Source organism: Pseudomonas sp. FW300-N1A1, assembly GCF_058789115.1.
Window position 1 is genome coordinate 171353 of the sequence record NZ_JBYTBK010000002.1, and the last position, 23797, is coordinate 195149.

The 23797-nt window shown below is 61.5% G+C and carries 25 protein-coding genes and 1 pseudogene; 12 read left to right on the forward strand and 14 right to left on the reverse strand.

What is annotated here, in order from left to right:
* Position 1: 1 nt before the first annotated feature.
* Positions 2-2056 (reverse strand): glycine--tRNA ligase subunit beta, encoded by a 2055-nt coding sequence (glyS, locus tag AC3WQN_RS03085; protein ID WP_103398625.1) that lies wholly within the window; start codon positions 2054-2056, stop codon positions 2-4.
* Positions 2053-3006, reverse strand: coding sequence for a glycine--tRNA ligase subunit alpha (glyQ, locus tag AC3WQN_RS03090; RefSeq protein ID WP_008155694.1), 954 nt, complete (start codon positions 3004-3006; stop codon positions 2053-2055). The genes glyS and glyQ overlap by 4 nt, the downstream gene beginning before the upstream one ends.
* Positions 3007-3087: 81 nt before the next feature.
* Between glyQ and AC3WQN_RS03095 the strand changes: the two genes are divergently transcribed.
* Together AC3WQN_RS03095 and AC3WQN_RS03100 are read left to right on the forward strand one after the other, a co-directional pair.
* Positions 3088-3645 (forward strand): DNA-3-methyladenine glycosylase I, encoded by a 558-nt coding sequence (locus AC3WQN_RS03095; protein WP_095080994.1) that lies wholly within the window; start codon positions 3088-3090, stop codon positions 3643-3645.
* Positions 3646-3687: 42 nt separating this feature from the next.
* Positions 3688-4575: a lysophospholipid acyltransferase gene (locus AC3WQN_RS03100; protein WP_103398626.1), complete on the forward strand. Its 888-nt coding sequence runs from the start codon at positions 3688-3690 to the stop codon at positions 4573-4575.
* 55 nt (positions 4576-4630) lie between these two features.
* Here the strand turns inward: AC3WQN_RS03100 and AC3WQN_RS03105 are convergent, their stop codons facing one another.
* The 5 genes from AC3WQN_RS03105 to def form a co-directional block, all read right to left on the reverse strand.
* Positions 4631-4945 carry a tetratricopeptide repeat protein gene (locus AC3WQN_RS03105; RefSeq protein ID WP_095080990.1) on the reverse strand — a complete coding sequence of 105 codons (315 nt, stop codon included), beginning with the start codon at positions 4943-4945 and terminating at the stop codon, positions 4631-4633.
* 186 nt (positions 4946-5131) lie between these two features.
* Positions 5132-6505: a Trk system potassium transporter TrkA gene (gene trkA, locus AC3WQN_RS03110; RefSeq protein WP_103398627.1), complete on the reverse strand. Its 1374-nt coding sequence runs from the start codon at positions 6503-6505 to the stop codon at positions 5132-5134.
* 22 nt (positions 6506-6527) lie between these two features.
* Positions 6528-7838, reverse strand: a complete 1311-nt coding sequence (rsmB, locus tag AC3WQN_RS03115; RefSeq protein WP_095080988.1) for a 16S rRNA (cytosine(967)-C(5))-methyltransferase RsmB — start codon at positions 7836-7838, stop codon at positions 6528-6530.
* Entirely contained in the window at positions 7835-8794 is a 960-nt protein-coding gene (gene fmt / locus AC3WQN_RS03120) for a methionyl-tRNA formyltransferase (RefSeq protein WP_103398628.1), read from the reverse strand. Before fmt ends, rsmB begins: the two co-directional genes overlap by 4 nt.
* Positions 8795-8864: 70 nt before the next feature.
* Positions 8865-9371: a peptide deformylase gene (gene def / locus AC3WQN_RS03125; protein WP_095080986.1), complete on the reverse strand. Its 507-nt coding sequence runs from the start codon at positions 9369-9371 to the stop codon at positions 8865-8867.
* 154 nt (positions 9372-9525) lie between these two features.
* Here def and AC3WQN_RS03130 point away from each other — a divergent pair, with 154 nt between their 5' ends.
* From AC3WQN_RS03130 to tsaC, 3 genes are all read left to right on the forward strand, one after another.
* Positions 9526-10551 carry a LysM peptidoglycan-binding domain-containing protein gene (locus tag AC3WQN_RS03130; protein ID WP_103398629.1) on the forward strand — a complete coding sequence of 342 codons (1026 nt, stop codon included), beginning with the start codon at positions 9526-9528 and terminating at the stop codon, positions 10549-10551.
* An 80-nt stretch (positions 10552-10631) separates the two neighbouring features.
* Positions 10632-11735: a DNA-processing protein DprA gene (gene dprA, locus AC3WQN_RS03135; protein WP_103398630.1), complete on the forward strand. Its 1104-nt coding sequence runs from the start codon at positions 10632-10634 to the stop codon at positions 11733-11735.
* A gap of 67 nt (positions 11736-11802) precedes the next feature.
* Entirely contained in the window at positions 11803-12360 is a 558-nt protein-coding gene (gene tsaC / locus AC3WQN_RS03140; RefSeq protein ID WP_103398631.1) for an L-threonylcarbamoyladenylate synthase type 1 TsaC, read from the forward strand.
* Positions 12361-12402: 42 nt separating this feature from the next.
* Here the strand turns inward: tsaC and AC3WQN_RS03145 are convergent, their stop codons facing one another.
* A complete protein-coding gene (locus tag AC3WQN_RS03145) occupies positions 12403-13380 on the reverse strand; it encodes an NADPH:quinone reductase (protein ID WP_103398632.1) in 978 nt (325 codons plus the stop codon).
* A gap of 164 nt (positions 13381-13544) precedes the next feature.
* On the opposite strand from AC3WQN_RS03145, the gene hemF reads away from it, so the two are divergent.
* Both hemF and aroE read left to right on the forward strand, forming a co-directional pair.
* A complete protein-coding gene (gene hemF, locus AC3WQN_RS03150) occupies positions 13545-14459 on the forward strand; it encodes an oxygen-dependent coproporphyrinogen oxidase (RefSeq protein ID WP_103398633.1) in 915 nt (304 codons plus the stop codon).
* 13 nt (positions 14460-14472) lie between these two features.
* The gene (aroE, locus tag AC3WQN_RS03155) at positions 14473-15294 is read left to right on the forward strand and encodes a shikimate dehydrogenase (protein WP_103398634.1); all 822 of its coding nucleotides are present in this window, start codon (positions 14473-14475) and stop codon (positions 15292-15294) included.
* 46 nt (positions 15295-15340) lie between these two features.
* Here aroE and AC3WQN_RS03160 read toward each other — a convergent pair whose 3' ends face one another.
* Together AC3WQN_RS03160 and AC3WQN_RS03165 are read right to left on the reverse strand one after the other, a co-directional pair.
* On the reverse strand, positions 15341-16909 hold the full coding sequence (locus AC3WQN_RS03160; protein ID WP_103398635.1) for a SulP family inorganic anion transporter: 1569 nt from the start codon (positions 16907-16909) through the stop codon (positions 15341-15343).
* 194 nt (positions 16910-17103) lie between these two features.
* Positions 17104-17487: pseudogene (locus AC3WQN_RS03165) on the reverse strand (glycine betaine ABC transporter substrate-binding protein); the annotation flags it as partial.
* Between the two features lie 71 nt (positions 17488-17558).
* Here AC3WQN_RS03165 and AC3WQN_RS03170 point away from each other — a divergent pair.
* The gene (locus tag AC3WQN_RS03170; RefSeq protein WP_103398636.1) at positions 17559-17885 is read left to right on the forward strand and encodes a DOPA 4,5-dioxygenase family protein; all 327 of its coding nucleotides are present in this window, start codon (positions 17559-17561) and stop codon (positions 17883-17885) included.
* 57 nt (positions 17886-17942) lie between these two features.
* On the opposite strand, the gene trpA is transcribed toward AC3WQN_RS03170, so the two are convergent.
* Together trpA and trpB are read right to left on the reverse strand one after the other, a co-directional pair.
* On the reverse strand, positions 17943-18755 hold the full coding sequence (gene trpA, locus AC3WQN_RS03175) for a tryptophan synthase subunit alpha (RefSeq protein ID WP_103398637.1): 813 nt from the start codon (positions 18753-18755) through the stop codon (positions 17943-17945).
* A complete protein-coding gene (gene trpB, locus AC3WQN_RS03180; RefSeq protein WP_095147023.1) occupies positions 18755-19975 on the reverse strand; it encodes a tryptophan synthase subunit beta in 1221 nt (406 codons plus the stop codon). Before trpB ends, trpA begins: the two co-directional genes overlap by 1 nt.
* 112 nt (positions 19976-20087) lie before the next feature.
* Here trpB and AC3WQN_RS03185 point away from each other — a divergent pair, with 112 nt between their 5' ends.
* Complete coding sequence (locus AC3WQN_RS03185; protein ID WP_095147024.1) at positions 20088-20981, forward strand: LysR family transcriptional regulator; 894 nt, start codon at positions 20088-20090, stop codon at positions 20979-20981.
* Here AC3WQN_RS03185 and AC3WQN_RS03190 read toward each other — a convergent pair.
* Positions 20978-21304: an ElaB/YgaM/YqjD family protein gene (locus tag AC3WQN_RS03190; protein ID WP_103398638.1), complete on the reverse strand. Its 327-nt coding sequence runs from the start codon at positions 21302-21304 to the stop codon at positions 20978-20980. The two genes, AC3WQN_RS03185 and AC3WQN_RS03190, sit on opposite strands and share 4 nt — an antisense overlap.
* Before the next feature lie 153 nt (positions 21305-21457).
* On the opposite strand from AC3WQN_RS03190, the gene AC3WQN_RS03195 reads away from it, so the two are divergent.
* Complete coding sequence (locus AC3WQN_RS03195; RefSeq protein ID WP_103398639.1) at positions 21458-21673, forward strand: dodecin; 216 nt, start codon at positions 21458-21460, stop codon at positions 21671-21673.
* Between the two features lie 131 nt (positions 21674-21804).
* Positions 21805-22026, forward strand: a complete 222-nt coding sequence (locus AC3WQN_RS03200) for a DUF1161 domain-containing protein (RefSeq protein WP_095147027.1) — start codon at positions 21805-21807, stop codon at positions 22024-22026.
* A gap of 68 nt (positions 22027-22094) precedes the next feature.
* Here the strand turns inward: AC3WQN_RS03200 and AC3WQN_RS03205 are convergent, their stop codons facing one another.
* Positions 22095-23096, reverse strand: coding sequence for an LLM class flavin-dependent oxidoreductase (locus AC3WQN_RS03205; RefSeq protein WP_103398640.1), 1002 nt, complete (start codon positions 23094-23096; stop codon positions 22095-22097).
* A gap of 238 nt (positions 23097-23334) precedes the next feature.
* Here AC3WQN_RS03205 and AC3WQN_RS03210 point away from each other — a divergent pair, with 238 nt between their 5' ends.
* Positions 23335-23766 carry an OsmC family protein gene (locus AC3WQN_RS03210; RefSeq protein WP_103398641.1) on the forward strand — a complete coding sequence of 144 codons (432 nt, stop codon included), beginning with the start codon at positions 23335-23337 and terminating at the stop codon, positions 23764-23766.
* The last annotated feature ends 31 nt before the right edge of the window (positions 23767-23797 follow it).

Sequence of the window (23797 nt, forward strand, 5' to 3'; positions counted from 1 at the left end):
CTTACCCCAGCAACGAAATGTCGGCAACGCCCAGGAACAGGCCACGCAGACGTGCCAGCAGCGCATAACGGTTGGCACGCACCTTGGCGTCTTCTGCGTTGACCATCACGGCTTCGAAGAAGGCATCCACCGGCTCGCGCAAGGCGGCCAGGCGTGCCAGCGACTCGCTGTACTGACGGGCCGCGGCCATTGGCTGCACCGCTTGATCCGCTTGCTGGATCGCCGAGTACAGGGAGAACTCGTTGGCATTGTCGAAATACTTGGCTTCGACAGTAGTCGGCACGCTGCCTTCGAGTTTGCTCAGCAGGTTCGACACACGCTTGTTCACGGCAGCCAGTGCAGCTGCTTCCGGCAACTGGCGGAACGCTTGCACCGCTTGTACGCGCTGGTCGAAGTCCAGGGCAGAACCCGGCTTCAGGGCACGTACCGACAGGTAGGTGGCCACATCCACGCCTTCGTCTTCATAACGGGCACGCAGACGGTCGAAGATGAACTCCAGGACCGAATCGGCCAGGCCGGCGCCCTTGACCTTGGTGCCGAACGCAGCGACGGCGAAAGCCACGGCATCGGTCAGGTCCAGGTCGAGTTTCTTGTCGATCAGGATCCGCAGCACGCCCAGCGCGGCACGGCGCAAGGCATAGGGGTCCTTGCTGCCGGTAGGCAGCATGCCGATACCGAAGATACCGACCAGGGTGTCGAGTTTGTCGGCGATAGCCACCGCCGCCCCGGTCAGGGTGACTGGCAGTTCAGCACCGGCACCGCGCGGCATGTACTGCTCGTTCAGCGCCAGCGCGACATCTTCCGGCTCGCCATCGTTGAGGGCGTAGTAGTAACCGGCAACGCCTTGCATCTCCGGGAACTCACCGACCATCTCGGTCGCCAGGTCGCACTTGGACAACAGGCCAGCACGGGCCGCCCACTGTGCGTTGCCGCCAATGTGCGGGGCAATGAAGGCGGCGAGTTTGGAAACACGCTCGGCCTTGTCGTAGACGCTGCCGAGTTTTTCCTGGAACACCACGTTCTGCAGGCGCAGGTTGAAGTCTTCGAGTTTCTGCTTCTTGTCTTGCTTGAAGAAGAATTCGGCGTCGGTCAGGCGTGGGCGAACCACTTTCTCGTTACCGTCGATGATCTGCTGCGGGTCTTTGCTCTCGATGTTGGCCACGGTAATGAAACGTGGCAGCAACTTGCCGTCGACATCCAGCAGGCAGAAGTATTTCTGGTTGTCCTGCATGGTGGTGATCAGCGCTTCTTGCGGCACATCGAGGAAGCGTTCTTCGAATGAGCAGACCAGCGGCACCGGCCATTCAACCAGGGCGGTCACTTCGTCGAGCAAGGCCGGCGGCACGATCGCGGTGCCTTCCTGCAGCGTGGCAAGCTCGGCGGTACGTTTGCTGATCAGCTCGCGACGCTCGTTGGCATCGGCCAGTACATAGGCGGCGCGCAGGTCACTGAGGTAGTTGGCAGGCGAGGTGATACGCACGCTGTCCGGGTGATGGAAGCGGTGACCACGGGAGTCGCGACCGGCCTTCTGGGCGAGGATGGTGCAGTCGACCACTTGGTCGCCGAGCAGCATCACCAGCCATTGGGTCGGACGCACGAACTCTTCCTTGCGAGCGCCCCAGCGCATGCGCTTGGGAATCGGCAGGTCGTTCAGCGAGTCTTCGACGATGGTCGGCAACAGGCTGGCGGTCGGCTTGCCGGCGATGCTTTGGCTGTAACGCAGCTTGGGCCCGCTCTGGTCGATTTCGCTCAGGTCCACGCCACATTTCTTGGCGAAGCCCAGGGCCGCTTGAGTCGGGTTGCCTTCGGCATCGAAGGCCGCCTGGCGTGGCGGGCCATCGAGGTTGATGCTGCGATCCGGCTGCTGGGTGGCCAGCGCGGTGATCAGCACGGCCAGGCGACGCGGCGCGGCGTATACGGTTTTGCTCTCGTAATTCAGGCCAGCGGCTTGCAGGCCCTTGTCGATACCGGCCAGGAATGCCTCGGCGAGGGTGTTCAGGGCCTTGGGTGGCAGCTCTTCGGTGCCCAGTTCAACCAGGAAATCTTGAGCACTCATTGTGCAGCCTCCAGCTTAGCCAACACTTCATCACGCAGATCCGGGGTTGCCATCGGGAAGCCCAGCTTGGCACGAGCCAGCAGGTAGGCCTGGGCAACGGAACGGGCCAGGGTGCGCACACGCAGAATGTATTGCTGACGAGCGGTCACCGAGATTGCCCGGCGTGCATCCAGCAGGTTGAAGGTGTGCGAGGCCTTCAGGACCATTTCATAGCTTGGCAGCGGCAGCGGTTGATCCAGCTCGATCAGGCGCTTGGCTTCGCTTTCATAGAAATCGAACAGTTCGAACAGCTTCTCGACGTTGGCGTGTTCGAAGTTGTAGGTCGACTGCTCCACTTCGTTCTGGTGGAACACGTCGCCGTAGGTCACTTTGCCCATCGGGCCGTCAGCCCAGACCAGGTCGTAGACCGAGTCCACGCCTTGCAGGTACATGGCCAGACGCTCGAGACCGTAGGTGATCTCGCCGGTCACCGGGTAGCACTCGATGCCGCCTGCTTGCTGGAAATAGGTGAACTGGGTCACTTCCATGCCGTTGAGCCAGACTTCCCAGCCCAGACCCCAGGCGCCGAGGGTCGGCGATTCCCAGTTGTCTTCGACGAAACGGATGTCATGCACCAGCGGGTCCAGGCCCACGTGCTTGAGGGAGCCCAGGTACAGTTCCTGGAAGTTGTCCGGGTTCGGCTTCAGGACTACCTGGAATTGGTAGTAGTGCTGCAGACGGTTCGGGTTCTCGCCGTAGCGGCCGTCAGTCGGGCGACGACTGGGCTGCACATAAGCGGCGTTCCAGGTTTCCGGGCCGATGGCGCGCAGGAACGTGGCAGTATGGAAAGTGCCGGCGCCTACTTCCATATCGTAGGGCTGAAGTACCACACAACCTTGCTCGGCCCAGTATTGCTGGAGGGCGAGGATCAAGTCTTGGAAGGTACGCACGGCTGGCGTAGGCTGGCTCACGAAATTCACCTGTTTCTTGGGCTGCGATTTAAAGAGCGGGAGTATACCCGATTCGTTCGTGCGCACGCCCCCTGGAGCCTTATGCCACGCTGCTTTTGGTGTTCCGACGATCCGTTGTACATGGCTTATCACGATCAGGAGTGGGGCGTACCGCTACGCGATGCGCAGCGCTTGTTCGAGTTGCTTTTGCTCGAAGGGTTCCAGGCGGGCCTGTCGTGGATCACCGTACTGAAGAAGCGTGAGCGGTACCGTGAGGTGCTGTTCGGCTTCGACGTGCAGCGCGTGGCGCAGATGAGCGACGCCGAAATAGACGATCTGATGCTCGATCCGGGGATCATTCGCAACCGTCTGAAGCTCAACGCCGCCCGGCGCAATGCCCAGGCCTGGCTGGCGCTGGAAGACCCGGTGGCGTTTCTCTGGTCGTTCGTCGGGGACGCGCCTGCGATCAACCATTTCAAGGATCGCAGTCAGGTTCCGGCCGTGACGCCGGTCGCCGTGGAGATGAGCAAAGGCTTGAAAAAAGCCGGGTTCACCTTTGTCGGGCCGACCATTTGCTATGCCCTGATGCAGGCATCGGGCATGGTCATGGATCACACCACCGATTGTGATCGTTACGCCACATTGGCGGCGCGCGGTTAGAATGTGCGGTTCGCACACAGCACAAGAGATCAGGAGTGACCTGTGGATAAGTTGAAAGGCGCCTTGCTGGTAGGCGCTCTGCGGTTGTTTGCCCTGCTTCCGTGGGGGGCAGTACAAACGGTAGGTTCAGCGATTGGCTGGATGATGTGGAAAATCCCCAACCGCTCCCGCGACGTGGTGCGGATCAACCTCGCCAAGTGCTTCCCTGAAATGGACGCCGCCGAGCGCGAACGCCTGGTCGGGCAGAGCCTCAAGGACATCGGTAAATCCCTGACTGAAAGCGCCTGCGCATGGATCTGGCCGGCCCAGCGCTCCATCGACCTGGTGCGTGAAGTCGAAGGCCTCGATGTGCTCAAGGCGGCGCTGGCCTCGGGCAAGGGCGTGGTCGGCATCACCAGCCATCTGGGCAACTGGGAAGTGCTGAACCATTTTTACTGCAGCCAGTGCAAACCGATCATTTTCTACCGTCCGCCCAAGCTCAAGGCCGTGGACGAGTTGCTGCGCAAGCAACGGGTGCAATTGGGCAACCGGGTTGCCGCTTCGACCAAGGAAGGCATCCTCAGTGTCATCAAGGAAGTCCGCAAAGGCGGGGCTGTTGGCATTCCGGCCGACCCGGAGCCGGCCGAATCCGCCGGTATCTTCGTGCCCTTTTTCGCCACCAAGGCCCTGACCAGCAAGTTTGTGCCGAACATGCTGGCCGGCGGCAAAGCCGTTGGTGTGTTCCTGCATGCCCTGCGCCTGCCGGATGGCTCAGGCTACAAAGTGATCCTGGAAGCGGCGCCAGAGGCCATGTACAGCACCGATACCGAGACCTCCTGCGCGGCCATGAGCCAGGTGGTCGAGCGGTACGTGCGCGCTTATCCGAGCCAGTACATGTGGAGCATGAAGCGCTTCAAGAAACGCCCACCGGGTGAAGCACGCTGGTACTGAGTTGGCCAGGCCGACCTGTGGATAACCTGGCGCAGGCCGGTCAGGTGCAGCATAGTCACTGCGCCTGGCGTTCGAGCTTCTTCAGAAATACGGTCATTTCCTTTTCCGCCTGCTTGTCGCCATGGACGCGGGCGGCTTCAAGCCCTTGCTCCCAGGCCTGGCGCGCGGCTGGATAATCCTTCAGCGCCAGATGGGCCTTGCCCAATAGCTTCCAGGCCGCGGAGTATTTCGGATCGAATTCGACGCAGCGCTGGAAATGTTCGGCAGCCTTGGCATTTTCCCCAAGATCCAGATAGCCCTTGCCCAGCCCGAACCGCAGCAGCGAGTTATCCACACCCTTGGCGAGCATTTTTTCCAGGGATTCGAGCATGGGTAATGTCCTTCAATTGGAAGTGAAAGGCTTCTGTGGCGAGGGAGCTTGCTCCCGCTTGAGCGCGAAGCGGTCGCAATCCGCAATCCGGGTTGTACCTGACAATCCGCGATCAAAGGTTTTACGACTGCTTCGCAGCCGAGCGGGAGCAAGCTCCCTCGCCACAAATGAGCGTCAGTCGGTGGGTCAGAAGAAGCTCAGCCCCACGTGGAATAACTTCTCCACATCGCGAATGTGCTTTTTATCCACAAGGAACAGAATCACGTGGTCGCCCGCTTCGATCACGGTGTCGTCGTGGGCGATCAGCACTTTTTCGTCGCGAATGATCGCGCCGATGGTGGTGCCAGGCGGCAAGGCGATGTTTTCGATGGCCTTGCCGATGACCTTGCTCGACTTCATATCGCCATGGGCAATGGCCTCGATGGCTTCTGCCGCGCCACGTCGCAGGGAATGCACGCTGACGATATCGCCGCGACGTACGTGCGCCAGCAAGGTACCGATGGTCGCCAGCTGGGGGCTGATGGCAATGTCGATGTCACCGCCCTGGATCAGGTCGACATAGGCCGGGTTGTTGATGATGGTCATCACCTTTTTCGCGCCCAGGCGCTTGGCCAGCAGCGACGACATGATGTTGGCTTCGTCGTCGTTGGTCAGGGCCAAGAAGATATCGGCGTCGGCGATGTTCTCTTCCATCAGCAAGTCGCGGTCCGAGGCACTGCCCTGCAATACGACCGTGCTGTCGAGGGTGTCCGACAGGTAGCGGCAGCGCGCCGGGTTCATTTCGATGATCTTCACTTGGTAACGGCTTTCGATGGCTTCGGCCAGGCGCTCGCCGATCTGCCCGCCACCAGCGATCACAATGCGTTTGTAGCTTTCATCGAGGCGGCGCATTTCGCTCATCACCGCACGAATGTTCTCTTTGGCGGCGATGAAAAATACTTCGTCGTCGGCTTCGATCACCGTATCGCCTTGCGGCAGGAGGGGGCGATCGCGTCGGAAGATCGCCGCGACGCGAGTGTCGACGTTGGGCATGTGCTCGCGCAATTGACGCAGTTGATGACCCACCAGTGGCCCGCCGTAGTACGCCTTGACCGCCACCAGTTGGGCCTTGCCCTCGGCGAAGTCGATCACCTGCAGGGCACCGGGGTGTTCGATCAGGCGCTTGATGTAGTTGGTCACCACTTGTTCCGGGCTGATCAACACGTCCACCGGAATCGCATCGTTGTCGAACAGGCCGGCGCGGGTCAGGTACGCGGCTTCGCGAACCCGGGCAATCTTGGTCGGCGTGTGGAACAGGGTGTGGGCGACCTGGCAGGCGACCATGTTTGTTTCGTCGCTGTTGGTCACCGCGACCAGCATGTCGGCGTCATCGGCGCCCGCCTGACGGAGCACGGTCGGCAACGAGCCGCGCCCTTGTACCGTCCGAATGTCGAGGCGATCACCGAGGTCGCGCAGGCGTTCGCCGTCGGTGTCGACCACGGTGATGTCATTCGCTTCGCTGGCCAGGTGTTCTGCCAGCGTACCGCCAACCTGACCTGCGCCGAGGATGATGATCTTCATCCAGTCACTCCCTTAAAACCGTTTAGCCGCGTGTGGCGGCGATCTTGATCAGCTTGGCGTAATAGAACCCGTCGTGCCCACCTTCTTGCGCGAGCAACTGGCGGCCGTGGGGTTGCTTGATGCCGGCCTGGCTGGCGATGTCCAGTTCGCGAGCACCCGGGGTGCGGCCCAGGAAAGCTTCGATGACTTCGGTGTTCTCGGTGGGCAATGTGGAGCAGGTGGCGTAAAGCAGAATGCCACCGACTTCCAGGGTCGGCCACAAGGCATCGAGCAGTTCGCCCTGAAGCACCGCCAACGCCGCGATGTCATCCGGTTGACGGGTCAGCTTGATGTCCGGATGGCGGCGAATCACGCCAGTGGCCGAGCATGGCGCATCGAGCAGGATGCGCTGGAACGGCTTGCCGTCCCACCAGGCTTGGGTGTCGCGGCCATCGGCGGCGATCAGTTCGGCGTTCAGCCCCAGTCGCTCAAGGTTTTCCTTCACCCGTACCAGGCGTTTGGCTTCCAGGTCCACCGCCACCACGCCCGCGAGTGCAGGCTCGACTTCGAGAATGTGGCAGGTCTTGCCGCCCGGTGCGCAGCAGGCATCGAGCACCCGTTGGCCTGGCGCCAGGTCCAGCAGGTCCGCGGCCAGTTGTGCGGCTTCGTCCTGCACGCTGATCCAGCCTTCGGCAAAGCCGGGTAGCTTGCGCACGTCACCTGGCTCCTCGAGCACGATACCGTCCTGGCTGAACGGGCACGGCTGGGCCGCTACCCCCGCATCGCCCAGCAACGCGAGGTAGGCATCGCGGGCATGATGGCGGCGGTTGACCCGCAGAATCATTGGCGGGTGCGCGTTGTTCGCGGCGCAAATGGCTTCCCACTGCTGAGGCCAGAAGGCCTTGAGGGACTTTTGCAGCCAGCGCGGATGGGCGGTGCGAACCACCGGGTCGTGTTCAAGCTCGGCCAGCAGCGCTTCGCTCTCACGCTGGGCGCGGCGCAACACAGCATTCAGCAGGGCCTTGGCCCATGGTTTTTTCAGCTTGTCGGCGCACCCCACGGTTTCGCCGATGGCCGCGTGGGCCGGGACTCGGGTGTAAAGCAGCTGATACAACCCCACCAGCAGCAGCGCCTCGACATCGGCATCGGCGGCCTTGAACGGTTTTTGCAGCAGCGTGCTCGCCAGCGCCGACAAACGTGGCTGCCAGCGTGCAGTGCCAAAGGCCAGGTCCTGGGTGAAGCCGCGGTCGCGGTCTTCGACCTTGTCCATTTGCGTCGGCAAAGAACTGTTGAGCGAGGCTTTTCCGCTGAGAACGGCAGCCAATGCCTTGGCGGCGGCCAGACGTGGGTTCATTGGGCGTCTACCGCTTGACCGAGCACGGTACCGATGGCGAACTTCTCGCGACGGCTATTGAACAAGTCGCTGAAGTTAAGCGCCTTGCCACCGGGCAATTGCAGGCGGGTCAGGCACAGCGCCTGCTCACCGCACGCAACGATCAAGCCGTCCTTGCTGGCGCCCAGGACTTCGCCCGGTGCGCCTTTGCCGTCGGCCAGGCTGGCGGCGAGGACTTTCAAGGCTTCGCCATTGAGCGTGCTGTGGCAGATCGGCCACGGGTTGAACGCACGAACCAGGCGTTCCAGCTCAACGGCCGGGCGACTCCAGTCGATGCGTGCCTCATCCTTGTTCAACTTGTGGGCGTAGGTGGCGAGGCTGTCGTCCTGCACTTCACCCTCCAGCGTCCCCGCCGCCAGCCCGGCAATGGCCTGGATCACGGCGGGCGGACCCATTTCGGCCAGGCGGTCGTGCAGCATGCCGCCGGTGTCCTGGGCGCTGATCGGTGTGCTGACCTTGAGCAGCATCGGCCCGGTGTCCAGGCCGGCTTCCATGCGCATCACGGTCACGCCGCTTTCACCATCGCCCGCTTCGACGGCGCGCTGGATCGGCGCCGCACCGCGCCAGCGTGGCAGCAGGGAGGCGTGACTGTTGATGCAACCCAGGCGCGGGATATCCAGCACCACTTGCGGCAGGATCAAGCCATAGGCGACCACCACCATCAAGTCCGGCTTCAGCGCCGCCAGTTCTGCCTGAGCCTCGGCATTGCGCAAGGTCGGCGGTTGCAGCACCGGGATGTTGTGTTCCAGAGCCAATTGCTTGACCGGGCTGGGCATCAGTTTTTGCCCGCGACCTGCCGGACGGTCCGGCTGGGTGTAGACCGCGACGATCTCGTAAGGGCTGTCGAGCAGGGCCTTGAGGTGTTCGGCGGCAAATTCGGGGGTGCCGGCAAAGACGATGCGCAGTGGCTCAGTCATTGAAACTCTCGATTACAAAACGGTCACAAAAGAAAAAGGCTTGCCGCAGCAAGCCTTTGGAAGAAAGGAATCAAGCGTTCTGGCGATGGAGCTTTTCCAGCTTCTTCTTGATCCGGTCGCGTTTGAGCGTGGACAGGTAGTCGACGAACAATTTGCCGTTCAGGTGGTCGCATTCATGCTGGATGCACACCGCCAGCAGGCCTTCGGCGATGAGCTCGTACGGCTTGCCGTCGCGATCCAGGGCCTTGATCTTGACCTTCTGCGGGCGATCGACGTTTTCATAGAAGCCCGGTACCGAGAGGCAGCCTTCCTGATACTGATCCATCTCGTCGGTCAGGGTTTCGAATTCGGGGTTGATGAACACCCGGGGTTCGCTACGGTCTTCGGACAGGTCCATGACCACGATACGTTTATGCACGTTGACCTGGGTCGCTGCGAGGCCGATGCCTGGGGCTTCATACATTGTTTCAAACATGTCATCGACCAACTGCCGCACTTCGTCGTCCACTACGGTCACCGGTTTGGCGATCGTACGCAGGCGCGGGTCGGGGAATTCGAGGATGTTCAAAATGGCCATAAGCGTAATTGCTGCACGTGTGAAGTAAGGTCAGGGCCGATCGCCTGGTGGCTGCGATGAGGCCGGCGACGGCTGTAAAACGTCGCCCCCTGGGGAGCGAGCCACAGAGGCTCTGGCGTTTTACGCGAACCTACATAATAAAGGGATTCACCGCATGAGGAAATCACTACTCGCCCTGCTGCTTCTGGTCTCGGCCGGTTTCGCGCACGGGCAAGTACAACTTCGCGAGGGTTTTCCTGCGCAATACACCGTCTTGGTCGGTGACACACTCTGGGACATCTCCGGCAAATACCTGCATGAGCCCTGGAAATGGCCCGAGATCTGGCAGGTCAACCCGCACATTGAAAACCCCAACCTCATCTACCCCGGCGACACACTGTCGCTGGTCTACATCGACGGGCAGCCACGCCTGACCCTCAATCGTGGCACCTCGCGGGGCACCGTCAAGCTTTCACCACAGATTCGCCGCGTGCCCATGGTCGACGCCATCGCCAGCATTCCGCTGCATGCGATCAACAGCTTCCTGCTGGGCAACCGCATCGTCGACAAGGCGCAGGATTTCGACCGCGCGCCCTACGTCGTGGCCGGTGACGACGAGCGGGTGCTCAGTGGCGGCGGTGACCGGGTGTTCGCCCGCGGCACCTTTGATCCAGCTCAGTCGGTGTACGGCATCTTCCGTCAGGGCAAGGTGTACACCGATCCGCAGAGCCAGGAGCTATTAGGCATCAACGCCGATGACATCGGCACGGGCGAGATCATCGATACCCAGGGTGATATCACCACCCTCGCCTTGCAGCGTACTACCCAAGAGGTTCGACTCGGTGATCGGCTGTTGAGTGGCGAGGAACGGGCGATCAATTCGACCTTCATGCCCGCTGCCCCCGCTTCCGAGGTTCAGGGCTTGATCATCGACGTGCCGCGGGGCGTGACCCAGATCGGTGTGCTGGATGTGGTGACCCTCAACAAGGGGCGTCGCGACGGGTTGACCGAGGGCAACGTGTTGGCGGTGATGAAGACCGGTGAGACCGTGCGCGACCAAGTGGCCGGCGATGAAGTGAAAATGCCCGATGAGCGCGCCGGTCTGTTGATGGTTTTCCGGACCTACGAAAAGCTCAGCTATGGCCTGGTGCTCAGTGCTTCGCGTTCCCTGGCGGTGATGGACAAGGTGCGTAATCCGTAAAAGGCTCAACAAGTTACCAACAGACTTATCCACAGCTTGTTCCTGGCCCTACAGGGCCGCTCACGATCAAGGATGATCTTATGTCGCAGTCCGCATGCGCGTCGGTTTCACCGGCGGAACTGGAAGCCCGTTTACGTTTGCATCGCCTGCCGGAGCTCGGCCCGCGACGGTTTCAAAAGCTGCTGGAAGCCTTTGGCTCGGCCTCCAAAGCCATCAGTGCGCCGGCCAGTGCCTGGCGCGCCCTGGGGTTGCCAGTGGCGTGTGCCGAGGCCCGGCGCAGTCCGCTGATTCGTGATGCTGCCTATCACGCATTGACCTGGCTAGAGCATGAGGACCAGCATTTATTGATGCTTGGCCAGCCAGGCTACCCGGCATTGCTGGCCGAGATCAGTGATCCGCCACCGCTGTTGTTTGTCGCGGGTGCCCCCGCGATCCTGGACAAACCGCAATTGGCGATCGTCGGCAGCCGGCGCGCATCGAGACCGGGAATGGACACCGCCGTAGCATTTTCACGGAGCCTGGCGGGCGCCGGTTTTGTCATCACCAGCGGCCTGGCGCTGGGTATCGATGCCGTCGCCCATCAAGCCGCTCTGGATGTCGGAGGGCAAACGGTCGGGGTGCTCGGCACGGGCCTGGAAAAATTTTATCCACAGCGTAATCGACGAATTTTTGACGCAATGATCGCGCACGGCAGTGCGGTGGTTTCCGAGTTCCCGCTGGATGCCGGTCCGCACGCCAGCAACTTCCCGCGCCGCAACCGGATCATCAGTGGCTTGTCCCTCGGCGTGCTGGTGGTCGAGGCCAGCGTCGCCAGCGGCTCGTTGATCACGGCAAGGCTGGCGGCGGAGCAAGGGCGCGAGGTCTACGCGATTCCAGGGTCGATCCATCACCCCGCTGCCCGTGGCTGTCATCAATTGATTCGCGATGGCGCGGTGCTGGTGGAAACCATCGAGCACATTCTCGAAGGCCTGCGCGGTTGGCAACATCTGCCGTTATCCACAGAGGCACCGGAACCTGTCGAGCACCCGCTGCTGTGCCTGCTGTTTGCGGCGGCACATACCAGCGAAGCCCTGGCCGATGCAGCCGGTTGGCCCTTGCCCAAGGTCCTGGTCGCACTGACCGAGCTGGAAATGGATGGGCGAGCGGTGTGCGAAGGCGGACGCTGGTTTGCACGCCTAAGCTAGTTTCATGAGCTGGGTTTTGTAAGGAAGATCGGTAAACTGCGCGCAGCTTATTTTTGGAGAGTCGGTCATGGTCAACAGTTGGCGTGTGCAACAAGCCGCACAAGCAGTTCGCGCAGGCGCGGTGATTGCCTATCCAACCGAAGCTGTGTGGGGCCTGGGGTGCGACCCGTGGGACGAAGAGGCGGTGTATCGCTTGCTGGCGATCAAGGGGCGCTCGGTGGACAAGGGCCTGATCCTGATTGCCGACAATATTCGCCAGTTCGACTTCTTGTTCGAAGATTTCCCGGAACTGTGGCTCGATCGCATGGCCAGTACCTGGCCGGGGCCGAACACCTGGCTGGTCCCCCATCAGAACCTGCTGCCGCAATGGATCACCGGGGTCCATGAGACCGTGGCGTTGCGTGTCAGCGATCACCCGCTGGTTCGGGATTTGTGCGCGTTGATCGGGCCACTGGTGTCGACCTCCGCCAACCCTCAGGGGCGGCCGGCGGCGCGCACGCGGATTCGCGTCGAGCAGTATTTCCGCGGGCAAGTCGACCTGGTGCTCGGCGGGAATCTGGGCGGCCGTAAAAATCCGAGCGTGATACGCGACCTTGCGACCGGCCAGGTGGTGCGCGCGGGCTGAGGCCCTGCGACGAGGGGGATGTCCCCTCGCCGCCCTTCAGGTTTAAGGCAGCAACACTGTCGACCCAGTAGTGCGTCGTGCCGACAACTCGGTCTGCGCCTTCGCCGCGTCAGCCAGTGAGTAACGCTGGCTGATGTCGACCCTGAGCTTGCCGTCGATGATCATTGCAAACAGCTCATCGGCCATGGTTTGCAGGTTTTCAGCGTTGTTGGCGTAAGTCCCCAGGGTGGGACGGGTGACATACAGCGAGCCCTTCGCCGCCAGAATCCCCAGGTTCACTCCGTCCACCGCTCCCGAGGCGTTGCCGAAGCTCACTACCAACCCGCGTGGTGCCGTGCAATCGAGCGAGGTCAGCCAGGTGTCCTTGCCGACGCCGTCGTAGACCACCGGACACTTCTTGCCGTCTGTCAGCTCCAGCACCCGTTGAGCGACGTCTTCATGGCTGTAGTCGATCGTCGCCCAGGCACCGTTGGCCTTGGCCAGTGCAGCTTTTTCGGGGGAGCTGACGGTGCCTATCAGCTTCACACCCAAGGCCTTGGCCCATTGGCAGGCCAACGAACCGACACCCCCGGCAGCGGCGTGGAACAGGATGGTTTCGCCACCCTTGAATTCGTAGGTCTGACGCAACAGGTACTGCACGGTCAGCCCTTTGAGCATGACGCCTGCGGCCTGTTCGAAGCTGATGGCATCCGGCAGGTGCACCAGGTTGTCTTGCGGCAAGGTATGCAGGTCGCTGTAGGCCCCCAGCGGGCCGCTGCCATACGCCACGCGGTCACCGACCTTGAAGCGCGTCACGTCACGGCCCACCGCATCGACCACGCCAGCACCTTCTGCGCCAAGGCCCGATGGCAGGGCTGGCGGAGCATAGAGCCCGCTCCGGAAGTAGGTGTCGATGAAGTTCAGGCCGATGGCCTTGTTACTGACACGCACCTGCTGCGGGCCCGGTTCGGTCGGCTGATAATCCACATACTCAAGCACTTCGGGGCCGCCATGGGCGCGGAACTGGATACGTTTGGCCATCTGCACTCTCCTTGGGTGGTGTTGCGTAGCGCCCTATCGGACTCCTAAGCTTGATCTTCGTCAACTGCGGCGGGCACGGGTGCAGTGGTATGCTACGCACCCATTTGCGCTGGCCGCCGTTCTGATCGAGCGCCGCGTAGCTTTGCCCGATTCAAGGTGATGCCATGACTACCCGCACCGAAGCCGTTAAAGCCTACCTGCTCGACCTGCAAGACCGCATTTGTGCTGCGCTGGAAACCGAAGACGGTGGCACGCACTTCGTCGAAGACGCCTGGACCCGGCCAGCCGGCGGTGGCGGTCGAACGCGGGTGATCGAGAACGGCGCAGTGATCGAGAAAGGCGGCGTCAATTTTTCCCACGTCTTTGGCAGTGGTCTTCCGCCGTCCGCCAGTGCTCATCGGCCAGAATTGGCCGGACGCGGCTTCGAAGCCCTCGGCGTGTCGCTGGTGATTCACCCGCACAATCCTCATGTGCCGACTTCCCACGCCAATGTGCGCTTTTTCATCGCTGAAAAAGAAGGTGAAGAGCCGGTCTGGTGGTTTGGCGGAGGCTTCGACCTGACGCCTTACTACGGCAATGAAGAAGACTGCGTGCACTGGCATCGCGTGGCTGCCGAGGCGTGCGCGCCGTTCGGGCCGGACGTCTACAGTCGGTACAAGGACTGGTGCGATAGCTACTTTCACATCAAGCATCGCAATGAACCCCGGGGCATCGGCGGCTTGTTCTTCGATGACCTGAACGAGTGGGACTTCGACACCTGCTTCGCCTTTATGCGCGCCATTGGCGATGCCTACATCGACGCCTACCTGCCGATCATGCAAATGCGCAAGGCCCAGGCCTTCACCGAGCAACAGCGCGAGTTCCAGGAATTCCGCCGTGGGCGTTACGTCGAGTTCAATCTGGTTTACGACCGAGGCACCCTGTTCGGCCTGCAATCGGGCGGGCGTACCGAGTCGATCCTGATGTCGTTGCCGCCGCAAGTCCGTTGGGGCTATGACTGGAAGCCCGAGCCTGGCAGCGAAGAAGCGCGCCTGACCGAGTATTTCCTGCAAGACCGCGACTGGCTGGCTGAGGCCTGAACGAGGAATCCCGATGGACCGTTATGTCGTTTTCGGTAACCCGATTGGTCACAGCAAATCGCCATTGATCCATCGCCTGTTCGCCAAACAGACCGCTCAGCACCTGGACTACAACACTCTGTTGGCGCCACTGGATGACTTTGCAGGCTGTGCCCGGGCGTTTTTCAGCGACGGGTGCGGTGCCAATGTCACGGTGCCGTTCAAGGAAGAGGCCTATCGCCTGGCCGATAGCCTGACAGCGCGGGCGCAGCGGGCCGGGGCGGTCAACACCCTGAGTAAACTGGCCGATGGCAGTCTGTTGGGAGACAACACCGATGGTGCCGGGCTGGTGCGGGACCTGACAGTCAACGCCGGGTTCAGCTTGCGCGGTAAACGCATTCTGCTGCTGGGCGCTGGCGGCGCGGTACGGGGCGCACTGGAACCGCTACTGGCCGAGCAGCCATCGTCGGTGATCATCGCCAATCGTACGGTGGAAAAGGCTGAACGGCTGGCTGAGCTGTTCGCCGATCTGGGGCCTGTGTCTGCCAGTGGTTTCGACTGGCTGCGTGAGCCGGTGGACCTGATCATCAATGCGACGTCGGCCAGCCTGTCAGGTGATGTACCGCCCATTGCCAGCAGCCTGATCGAACCCGGCAAGACGGTGTGCTACGACATGATGTACGGCAAGGATCCCACCTCGTTCTGCCGTTGGGCCAGCGAACAGGGCGCCGCCGTGGCGATGGATGGCTTGGGCATGCTCGCCGAGCAGGCGGCTGAGGCCTTTTTCCTGTGGCGTGGTGTGCGTCCGGATACGGCGCCGGTGCTGGCCGAGTTGCGACGCCAGCTGGCGCTGTAATGACTTCGCGGGCAAGCCCGCGAATGGCCAAGACGCCAATGCTGGATCAGTCCTCAAACCGGATCGGGCACTTCTGCGCCCCTTCGAGTTTTCTCAGTTCCTCGACCACATGCCCACGTGCTCGACGCAGGGTCAGGCTGCGGTCCTGCCTGAGCAACCTGCGTGCTTCCTGGTGCAGCATTTCCACGCCAGAATAGTCGATGAAGTTGATGTACTGGGCCTCAATCACCACCTTCAGGCCTTTCGTGCGTTGCAGGCGTACTTGCAGGTAATGGCTGGCGCCGAAAAAAATCGAGCCGCCTACCCGCAGAATCTCTTCATCGCCTTCGTGCCATTGCTGCACGCGGGGCTGCGAAGTGCGCTTGAGGTAGAAAAACAGCGACACCAGAACCCCGGCGTAGATCGCTGTTTGCAGCTCCAGCAACAGCGTGGCGACGCAAGTCAGTGCCATCACCACGAATTCGGCCCGGCTGACCCGGAACAATGCCCGAATGCCGCGATGATCCACCAACCCCCAACAAATCAGCAAAATGCTGCCGGCCATGGCGGGGATCGGGATCTGCGCGATGAGAGACGCGCCGGCCATGGCGAACAACGCTACCCACAGCGCGGAGAACACCCCGGCCAGGGGGGAGCAGGCCCCCGCCTCATAACTCAAGCCCGAACGGGTGAAGGAGCCGGCCGACAAGGAACCTGAGAAAAAACTGCCAACGATATTGGAAAGGCCCTGCGCGCGAACCTCCTGGTTCGCATCGAGCAACTGTTGTGAGCGTGCCGACAACGAGCGGGCGATCGACAGACTGGTCACCAGCCCGAGCATGCCGACGGCCACCGCGCTGGGCAGCAGACGCAACACCAGGTCCAGGTCCAGTGGCAATGGACTCAGGGGTGGCCAGCGGCCGACGAACGAACTGACCAGATGCACATGGCCAAACATCGAGGGCCACAGCCACACGACGACTGCGCTGAGTACCAGCGTGATCAGCAGGCTCGGCCAGCGAGGCAGCAGCAGTTTCAGGGCGATGCCCACAGCCAGTGTGCCGAGCCCCAGCACCAGCGACGGTTTATCCAGCGCATCGACATGGTTGACCAACGACACCAGGCTGTTGAGCGCAGTCGCCTGATTCGGCAGGTCCAGCCCCAGCAGGTTGGGCAACTGCCCGAGGGCGATCACCACCGCCGCGCCCAGGGTGAACCCCAGCACTACGGAATGGGAGACGAAGTTCACCAGGGCGCCGAAGCGCAGCAGGCCGAGCAGCCACTGGAAAACGCCAGCGAGGAACGTCAGCAACAGGATCAGTGTGATGTAGTCCTGTGACTCGGGCACAGCCAGAGGACTGACACTGGCGTACAGAACAATGGAGATGGCTGCCGTAGGGCCACAGATCAAATGCCAGGACGAGCCCCACAGACAGGCGATCAGGACCGGGACGATGGCCGCATAAAGGCCATATTCCGGCGGCAGGCCAGCGATCAGGGCGTAGGCAATGGATTGCGGTAACGCAAGAATCGCCCCATTCAGGCCTACAACCAGGTCACGACCAACGCTGGCGCGGGTTTGCCGGGGCAGCCAGCGAAGGAAGGGAAAGAGCGAATGGCGACTGGGGATTGCCATGGGGCCTCTTGGTCGGAATCGTTCAAAGGCGACAGGATAAAGCATTGTGGCGAGGGAGCTTGCTCCCGCTGGGTTGCAAAGCAACCCAAAACCGCCAACCCCGGCTCTCTCGGGTGCAATGCGGTGTTCGGGTTTGCGACCGCTTCGCGCTCGAGCGGGAGCAAGCTCCCTCGCCACAGGTGATCCGACGGCTTTCAGAGCTTGGCTTTGACGGCCGGCAATGCATCTTTGCCATCCACGGCCTTCACGCCATCCAGCCACTTGTCCAGGACCGCCGGGTTGGCCTTGATCCAGGTTTTCGCAGCGTCGGCGTTACTGATCTTCCTGTTCACCACCTCGGCCATGATGCTGTTTTCCATTGCCTGGGTGAAGCTCAGGTTGGTCAGCAGTTTGCCGACATTCGGGCAGGCCTGTGCATAACCTTTGCGGGTCAGGGTGTGGACGCTGCCGGTGTCACCGAAGTATTTCTCGCCACCCTTGAGGTAGCGCATATTCAGTTGCACGTTCATCGGGTGCGGGGTCCAGCCGAGGAAGGTCACGAATTTCTGTTTTTTCACCGCGCGCGCGGACTCGCTGACGGGCTTGGCCCTGCCGGCGATTGCGGTGTAGCGTTGTGTCGGGGAAATGAATTCCGATACACGAGAGCACTATGCAAAGGATCAAGGGCTACCATGCCCACGTTTATTTCGACGCGAACACGATCGACCAGGCGCGGGCCTTGTGTGAGCAGGCTGCGCAGCTGTTTCCGCTGAAGATGGGGCGGGTTCACGAACGGCCTGTCGGCCCGCATCCAGACTGGAGTTGTCAGTTGGCGTTTGAGCCGCAGTACCTGGGCATGGTGTTGCCGTGGCTCGCGCTCAATCGCAAAGGTTTGGTGGTGTTCTTGCACCCCGATACCGGTGATGACCTGGCCGATCACACCGACCACGCGGTCTGGATGGGGGCGATCCGGCCGCTGGATTTGTCGATTTTTTGAGCGATCTGGATCGCTCCCGCGCGCGAACGCGGGAACGCGGGAACGATCCGGCAGGTGTCAACCGACGCGAGCGTTGCGCACGCCCTCGGACAACGCTGAACACAGGCGCAATACGTCATCGATGGCTTGCTGCGGCGTGGCCGCATTGGCGATGTGGTCGATCAGCGCCGAGCCTACAACTACACCGTCCGCCAGGCGGGCGATGGAAGCCGCTTGCTCTGGGGTACGGATACCGAAGCCGATGCTGATCGGCAGGTCGGTATGGCGACGCAGACGGGTCACCGCTTCTTCGACGTGTTCCAGGGTGGCTGCACCTGCGCCCGTCACGCCCGCCACCGATACGTAGTAAACGAATCCGGAGCTGCCGTTGAGCACGGTCGGCAGGCGCACGTCGTCGGTGGTCGGGGTGGTCAGGCGGATGAAATCGATGCCTGCCGCTTGTGCCGGGTCGCACAGCTCGCCGTTATGCTCGGGTGGCATGTCGACCACGATCAGGCCATCAACGCCGGCTTCCTTGGCATCCGCGATGAAGCGCGGAACGCCGTAATGGTGGATCGGGTTGAAGTAACCCATCAGCACCAGTGGCGTGTCGTTGTTGCCTTCACGGAACTCGCGAACCATTTGCAGGGTTTTCGCCAGGTTCTGTTTGGCGCCCAAGGCGCGGATGTTGGCGAGCTGGATCGCCGGGCCATCGGCCATCGGGTCGGTGAAGGGCATGCCCAACTCGATCACATCGGCACCCGCTGCTGGCAGGCCCTTGAGGATTGCCAGGGAGGTGTCGTAGCTCGGATCACCAGCGGTGACGAAGGTCACCAGGGCCGCGCGGTTCTGTTCCTTGAGTTCGGCAAAGCGCTTTTGCAGGCGGCTCATCAGTGTTTCTCCTGCTGGGACTGTTCCATATGGTGCATCACAGTTTGCATGTCTTTGTCGCCACGACCGGACAGGTTGACCACCATCAGATGATCCTTGGGCAAGGTCGGTGCGCGTTTGAACACCTCGGCCAGGGCGTGGGCGCTTTCCAATGCAGGAATAATCCCTTCCAGGCGGCAGCATTGGTGGAAGGCTGCGAGGGCTTCGTCGTCGGTCACCGAGGTGTACTGAACGCGGCCGATGTCATGCAACCAGGCGTGTTCAGGGCCGATGCCCGGGTAGTCGAGGCCAGCGGAGATCGAGTGGGCGTCGATGATCTGGCCATCGTCGTCCTGCAGCAGGAAGGTACGGTTGCCGTGCAGTACACCGGGTACGCCGCCGTTCAGGCTGGCAGCGTGCTTGCCGGTTTCAATGCCGTAGCCAGCGGCTTCGACACCGATGATCTCGACGCTCTTGTCATCAAGGAACGGGTGGAACAGGCCCATGGCATTGGAGCCACCGCCGATGCACGCCACCAGGCTGTCCGGCAGGCGGCCTTCCTGGGCTTGCAGCTGCTCGCGGGTTTCCTTGCCGATCACGGCCTGGAAGTCGCGGACCATTGCCGGGTACGGGTGCGGACCGGCCACAGTGCCGATCAGGTAGAACGTGCTGTCGACGTTGGTGACCCAGTCGCGCAGGGCTTCATTCATCGCGTCTTTCAGGGTGCCGGTACCCGCCACCACCGGGATGACTTCGGCGCCCAGCAGTTTCATGCGGAACACGTTGGCCTGTTGGCGTTCGATGTCCGTGGTGCCCATGTAGATCACGCAGTCCAGGCCAAAGCGCGCGGCCACGGTGGCCGTGGCCACGCCGTGCATGCCGGCGCCGGTCTCGGCGATGATGCGTTTCTTGCCCATGCGTCGCGCCAGCAGAATCTGGCCGATGCAGTTGTTGATCTTGTGCGCGCCAGTGTGGTTCAGCTCTTCGCGCTTGAGGTAAATCTTGGCGCCACCGCAGAACTCGGTCAGGCGTTCGGCAAAGTACAGCGGGCTTGGGCGTCCGACGTAATCGCGCTGGAAGTAGGCCAGTTCTTCCTTGAATGCAGGATCTTCCTTGGCGGCTTCGTATTCGCGGGCCAGGTCGAGGATCAACGGCATCAGGGTTTCGGCAACGTAGCGGCCGCCGAACGCGCCAAACAGGCCGTTGGCATCAGGGCCGTTGCGCAGATTAGTCTGGGTCATGGGGCGCTCCAGGTGAATGCATGAAGTGACAATGGGGTTCACTCTACCCCTGACGTTCTGCGCTGAAAACCGATAAGATCGCCACAACCTGTCAGGAAAACTCACAGATCAAATGAGCCACGACCTTCCCCCGCTCAACGCCTTGCGCGCCTTTGAGGCGACGGCCCGCTTGAACAGCGTCAGTCAGGCGGCGGAGCAATTGCACGTCACCCATGGTGCGGTCAGCCGGCAATTGAAAGTGCTGGAGGCGCATCTGGGGGTCAGCCTGTTCGTCAAGGACGGGCGCGGCCTGAAACTCACAGATGCGGGTGTGCGTTTACGCGATGCCAGCGGCGAGGCCTTTGAGCGCTTGCGCACGGTGTGCAGCGAACTGACCCAAGGCCATGCCGATGCGCCGTTCGTGCTGGGGTGTTCCGGCAGCTTGCTGGCGCGCTGGTTCATACCGCGCCTGGGCCGGCTGAATGCCGACCTGCCGGATCTGCGCTTGCACCTGTCGGCGGGGGAAGGCGATCTCGACCCGCGTCGACCGGGGCTGGATGCCTTGCTGGTGTTTGCCGAGCCGCCCTGGCCGGCGGACATGCACGTGTATGAGCTGACCAGCGAGCGCATCGGCCCGGTGCTGAGCCCCCGCTTTGCCGGTTACGAAGCGTTGCGCCAGGCACCGGCCAGTGCCCTGCTCAACGAACCCTTGCTGCACACCACCTCACGCCCGCAGGCCTGGCCCAGCTGGGCGCAACGTAATGACCTTGACGCCAGGGCGCTGAAGTACGGGCAGGGTTTCGAGCATTTGTACTACCTGTTGGAGGCAGCGGTGGCCGGTCTGGGGGTGGCGATTGCCCCGCAGCCGCTGGTGGCCGAGGATTTGAAGGCCGGTCGCCTGGTGGCGCCCTGGGGTTTTTCCGAAACCCCGGCGCAACTGGCATTGTGGCTACCCAAGCGCGCCGCGGACGGGCGCGCTCGGCAGTTGGCGCAATGGCTCAAGAACGAGCTGCAGCAGACGCTTTAGCGACTGCGTTTGCACAGCAGATAAGCCGCCAGCAAACCCAGTGCGCCGACCGCGACACCGGTCGTGGTCCATGGGTGTTGCTGAGCATAATCGCGGGTCGCGATCCCGGTTTCACGGGTTTTGACTTTGACTTCTTCGTACGCATCGCTGAGCAGGCTGCGCGAGTGTCTCAGCGCGTTCTCGGCGTTGCCTTTCAGGCTTTTGAGGGTTTTCAGCGACTCGTCCGAGGCATCACTCTTCAGGTTTTCCAGCGACTTGAGCAGACTCTCGATCTCGGCTTCCATGCTTTGCAATGAGGCTTTACGTAGCGAGGTGTTGGCCATGGTGACTCTCCTGCATTGATTGAGTGGCGTGTGTGGGTTGGGACTCCAGCCGTTCCTGAAAGTGCAGAAAATCTGAACCGGTCCATGGCCGTGGCCTACAGAAGAAATACAAAAAATCACTGCTAGGCTGTAGGTACCTTCAAGGAGAACGCCATGACTGACCATCACACTTACAAGAAAGTCGAACTGGTTGGCTCGTCCCCCACCAGCATAGAAGAGGCCATCAATAACGCACTGGCCGAGGCCAGTAAGAGCATCAAGCATCTGGAGTGGTTCGAGGTGACTGAAACCCGGGGCCACATCAAGGACGGCAAGGCGGCGCATTTTCAAGTGACGCTAAAGGTCGGTTTCCGGATTGCCAATAGCTGAGGTTGAACTAGGCTTCTGAACTTATGCGCTGGCCGATTGCCATAGGAGATGGCAAAGCGCTATTTAGTCTTGGGCGTTCATCGCCCGAGCACCGAGGCTTATCCTTTTGATCTGACCAGGGAACGTGACCGATGAAGAAGTTGATTCTGGCTGTAGGTTTGCTGAGCATGGCGGGAACAGTCTTTGCGGCAGGCAAGCCGTGTGAAGAGCTGAAAGCCGAAATTGCCGCGAAACTGGATGCCAAGGGTGTTTCCGGTTATTCGCTGGAGATCGTCGACAAAGGTACTGCCGCTGGCGGAAAAGTCGTAGGTACCTGTGAAGGCGGCGCCAAGGAAATCGTCTACAAGAAGTAGACCGAGTACACGCTACAGTTGAAAGCCGACGCCAGCGCGTCGGCTTTTTTCTGGCCGCTGTCTGAGCCTTAGCCCTTCATTACCTGCGCCAGTAACTCGTAGGAATGCAGACGGTCGGCGTGTTCGTACAGGTCGCAGGTGAAGATCAGCTCATCGGCCTGGGTCTGTTCGATCAGTACCTCAAGCTTGCCGCGAATCTTCGCCGGGCTTCCAACCATCGCCAGCCCCAGGAATTCGCCTACGGCTTGTTTCTCATGAGGCAGCCACAGGCCGTCCATGCTGTGCACCGGGGGGCGCTGAACCAGGCTTTGCCCGCGCATCAGCGCCAGAATCCGTTGGTAGACCGAGGTGGCCAGGTAGTCCGCCTGCTCGTCGGTATCGGCGGCGACCAACGGCACGCCGAGCATGACGTAGGGTTTATCCAGTACGGCGGAAGGCTTGAAGTGATTGCGGTAGACGCGAATCGCTTCGTGCAGGTAGCGCGGTGCGAAATGCGAGGCAAAGGCGTAGGGCAGGCCCCGTTCGCCCGCCAGTTGTGCGCTGAACAGGCTGGAGCCCAATAACCAGACCGGGACGTTGGTGCCGGTACCGGGCATGGCGATGATGCGTTGATCCGGTGTACGTGGGCCGAGGTAACGGACCAGTTCGGCGACATCTTCTGGAAAGTCGTCGGCGCTGCCAGAGCGTTCGCGGCGCAAGGCACGAGCGGTCATTTGGTCAGAACCCGGGGCGCGCCCTAGTCCAAGGTCGATGCGGCCCGGGTACAGGCTTTCCAGGGTGCCGAACTGCTCGGCGATCACCAGCGGTGCGTGGTTGGGCAGCATGACGCCACCTGAGCCGACCCTGATGCTCGATGTCCCGCCGGCCAGGTAACCCAGCAGTACCGAGGTCGCGGAGCTGGCGATACCGTCCATGTTGTGGTGTTCAGCCACCCAGAAGCGGTTGTAGCCCCATTTTTCAACGTGTTGCGCCAGGTCCAGCGAGTTGCGCAGCGATTGGGCGGGGCTGCCGTTCTCGCGAACGGGCACCAGGTCCAGGGTTGAGAACTTGATCTCGGACAGCTGTTTCATGGCCTGCTTCTCCAATGGGGGGGCGCAGGCTTTTCTCTCGAATGAAAACCTGCCGAATGTGAAGGCGTGTTCCATGCAATGTGGGCATATACCCGAGTTTCAATAGCCGAGCTGAAATTGCCTACCCGATCAACGGCTCGATTCGACAGGGCGAACCTTGCCCGGCCTTCTATTCTCAGAATCCCTGACAACCGAAAACCATCAAGGCGCGATCGCTCGCGCCAGTGAGGAGGCAAAGATGAGCATCAAGAAGAGAGCATCGGCGCATTGGGTCGGCGATCTGAAAACCGGCCTGGGTTCTATCTCGACCGAAACCGGCGTCCTGAAAAACGCCCCCTATGGTTTCAAGGCACGCTTCGAAGGTGGCCCAGGCACCAACCCGGAAGAACTGATCGGCGCCGCTCACGCAGGCTGTTTCTCCATGGCCTTTTCGATGATCCTCGGCGAGGCTGGCCTCAAGGCCACCACCATTGATACCAGCGCCGAAGTCACGCTGGATCAGATCGAGGGTGGTTTTGCGATCACGGCGGTGCACCTGATTCTCAAGGCGAAAATCCCCGGCGCCAGCCAGCAGCAATTTGAAGAGCTGAGCAAAAAGGCCAAGGAAGGCTGTCCGGTGTCCAAGGTGCTGAATGCCACCATTACCCTTGATGGCACACTCGTCAGCTGACAGCGCCTTTGTGGAGTTGCCACAAATCAGA

Coding starts and splice junctions, on each gene's coding strand:
- glyS (WP_103398625.1), bottom strand. CDS start 2,056: ATGAGTGCTCAAGATTTCCTGGTTGAACTGGGCACCGAAGAGCTGCCA.
- AC3WQN_RS03095 (WP_095080994.1), top strand. CDS start 3,088: ATGCCACGCTGCTTTTGGTGTTCCGACGATCCGTTGTACATGGCTTAT.
- AC3WQN_RS03105 (WP_095080990.1), bottom strand. CDS start 4,945: ATGCTCGAATCCCTGGAAAAAATGCTCGCCAAGGGTGTGGATAACTCG.
- trkA (WP_103398627.1), bottom strand. CDS start 6,505: ATGAAGATCATCATCCTCGGCGCAGGTCAGGTTGGCGGTACGCTGGCA.
- rsmB (WP_095080988.1), bottom strand. CDS start 7,838: ATGAACCCACGTCTGGCCGCCGCCAAGGCATTGGCTGCCGTTCTCAGC.
- fmt (WP_103398628.1), bottom strand. CDS start 8,794: ATGACTGAGCCACTGCGCATCGTCTTTGCCGGCACCCCCGAATTTGCC.
- def (WP_095080986.1), bottom strand. CDS start 9,371: ATGGCCATTTTGAACATCCTCGAATTCCCCGACCCGCGCCTGCGTACG.
- AC3WQN_RS03130 (WP_103398629.1), top strand. CDS start 9,526: ATGAGGAAATCACTACTCGCCCTGCTGCTTCTGGTCTCGGCCGGTTTC.
- dprA (WP_103398630.1), top strand. CDS start 10,632: ATGTCGCAGTCCGCATGCGCGTCGGTTTCACCGGCGGAACTGGAAGCC.
- tsaC (WP_103398631.1), top strand. CDS start 11,803: ATGGTCAACAGTTGGCGTGTGCAACAAGCCGCACAAGCAGTTCGCGCA.
- AC3WQN_RS03145 (WP_103398632.1), bottom strand. CDS start 13,380: ATGGCCAAACGTATCCAGTTCCGCGCCCATGGCGGCCCCGAAGTGCTT.
- hemF (WP_103398633.1), top strand. CDS start 13,545: ATGACTACCCGCACCGAAGCCGTTAAAGCCTACCTGCTCGACCTGCAA.
- aroE (WP_103398634.1), top strand. CDS start 14,473: ATGGACCGTTATGTCGTTTTCGGTAACCCGATTGGTCACAGCAAATCG.
- AC3WQN_RS03160 (WP_103398635.1), bottom strand. CDS start 16,909: ATGGCAATCCCCAGTCGCCATTCGCTCTTTCCCTTCCTTCGCTGGCTG.
- AC3WQN_RS03170 (WP_103398636.1), top strand. CDS start 17,559: ATGCAAAGGATCAAGGGCTACCATGCCCACGTTTATTTCGACGCGAAC.
- trpA (WP_103398637.1), bottom strand. CDS start 18,755: ATGAGCCGCCTGCAAAAGCGCTTTGCCGAACTCAAGGAACAGAACCGC.
- trpB (WP_095147023.1), bottom strand. CDS start 19,975: ATGACCCAGACTAATCTGCGCAACGGCCCTGATGCCAACGGCCTGTTT.
- AC3WQN_RS03185 (WP_095147024.1), top strand. CDS start 20,088: ATGAGCCACGACCTTCCCCCGCTCAACGCCTTGCGCGCCTTTGAGGCG.
- AC3WQN_RS03190 (WP_103398638.1), bottom strand. CDS start 21,304: ATGGCCAACACCTCGCTACGTAAAGCCTCATTGCAAAGCATGGAAGCC.
- AC3WQN_RS03195 (WP_103398639.1), top strand. CDS start 21,458: ATGACTGACCATCACACTTACAAGAAAGTCGAACTGGTTGGCTCGTCC.
- AC3WQN_RS03200 (WP_095147027.1), top strand. CDS start 21,805: ATGAAGAAGTTGATTCTGGCTGTAGGTTTGCTGAGCATGGCGGGAACA.
- AC3WQN_RS03205 (WP_103398640.1), bottom strand. CDS start 23,096: ATGAAACAGCTGTCCGAGATCAAGTTCTCAACCCTGGACCTGGTGCCC.
- AC3WQN_RS03210 (WP_103398641.1), top strand. CDS start 23,335: ATGAGCATCAAGAAGAGAGCATCGGCGCATTGGGTCGGCGATCTGAAA.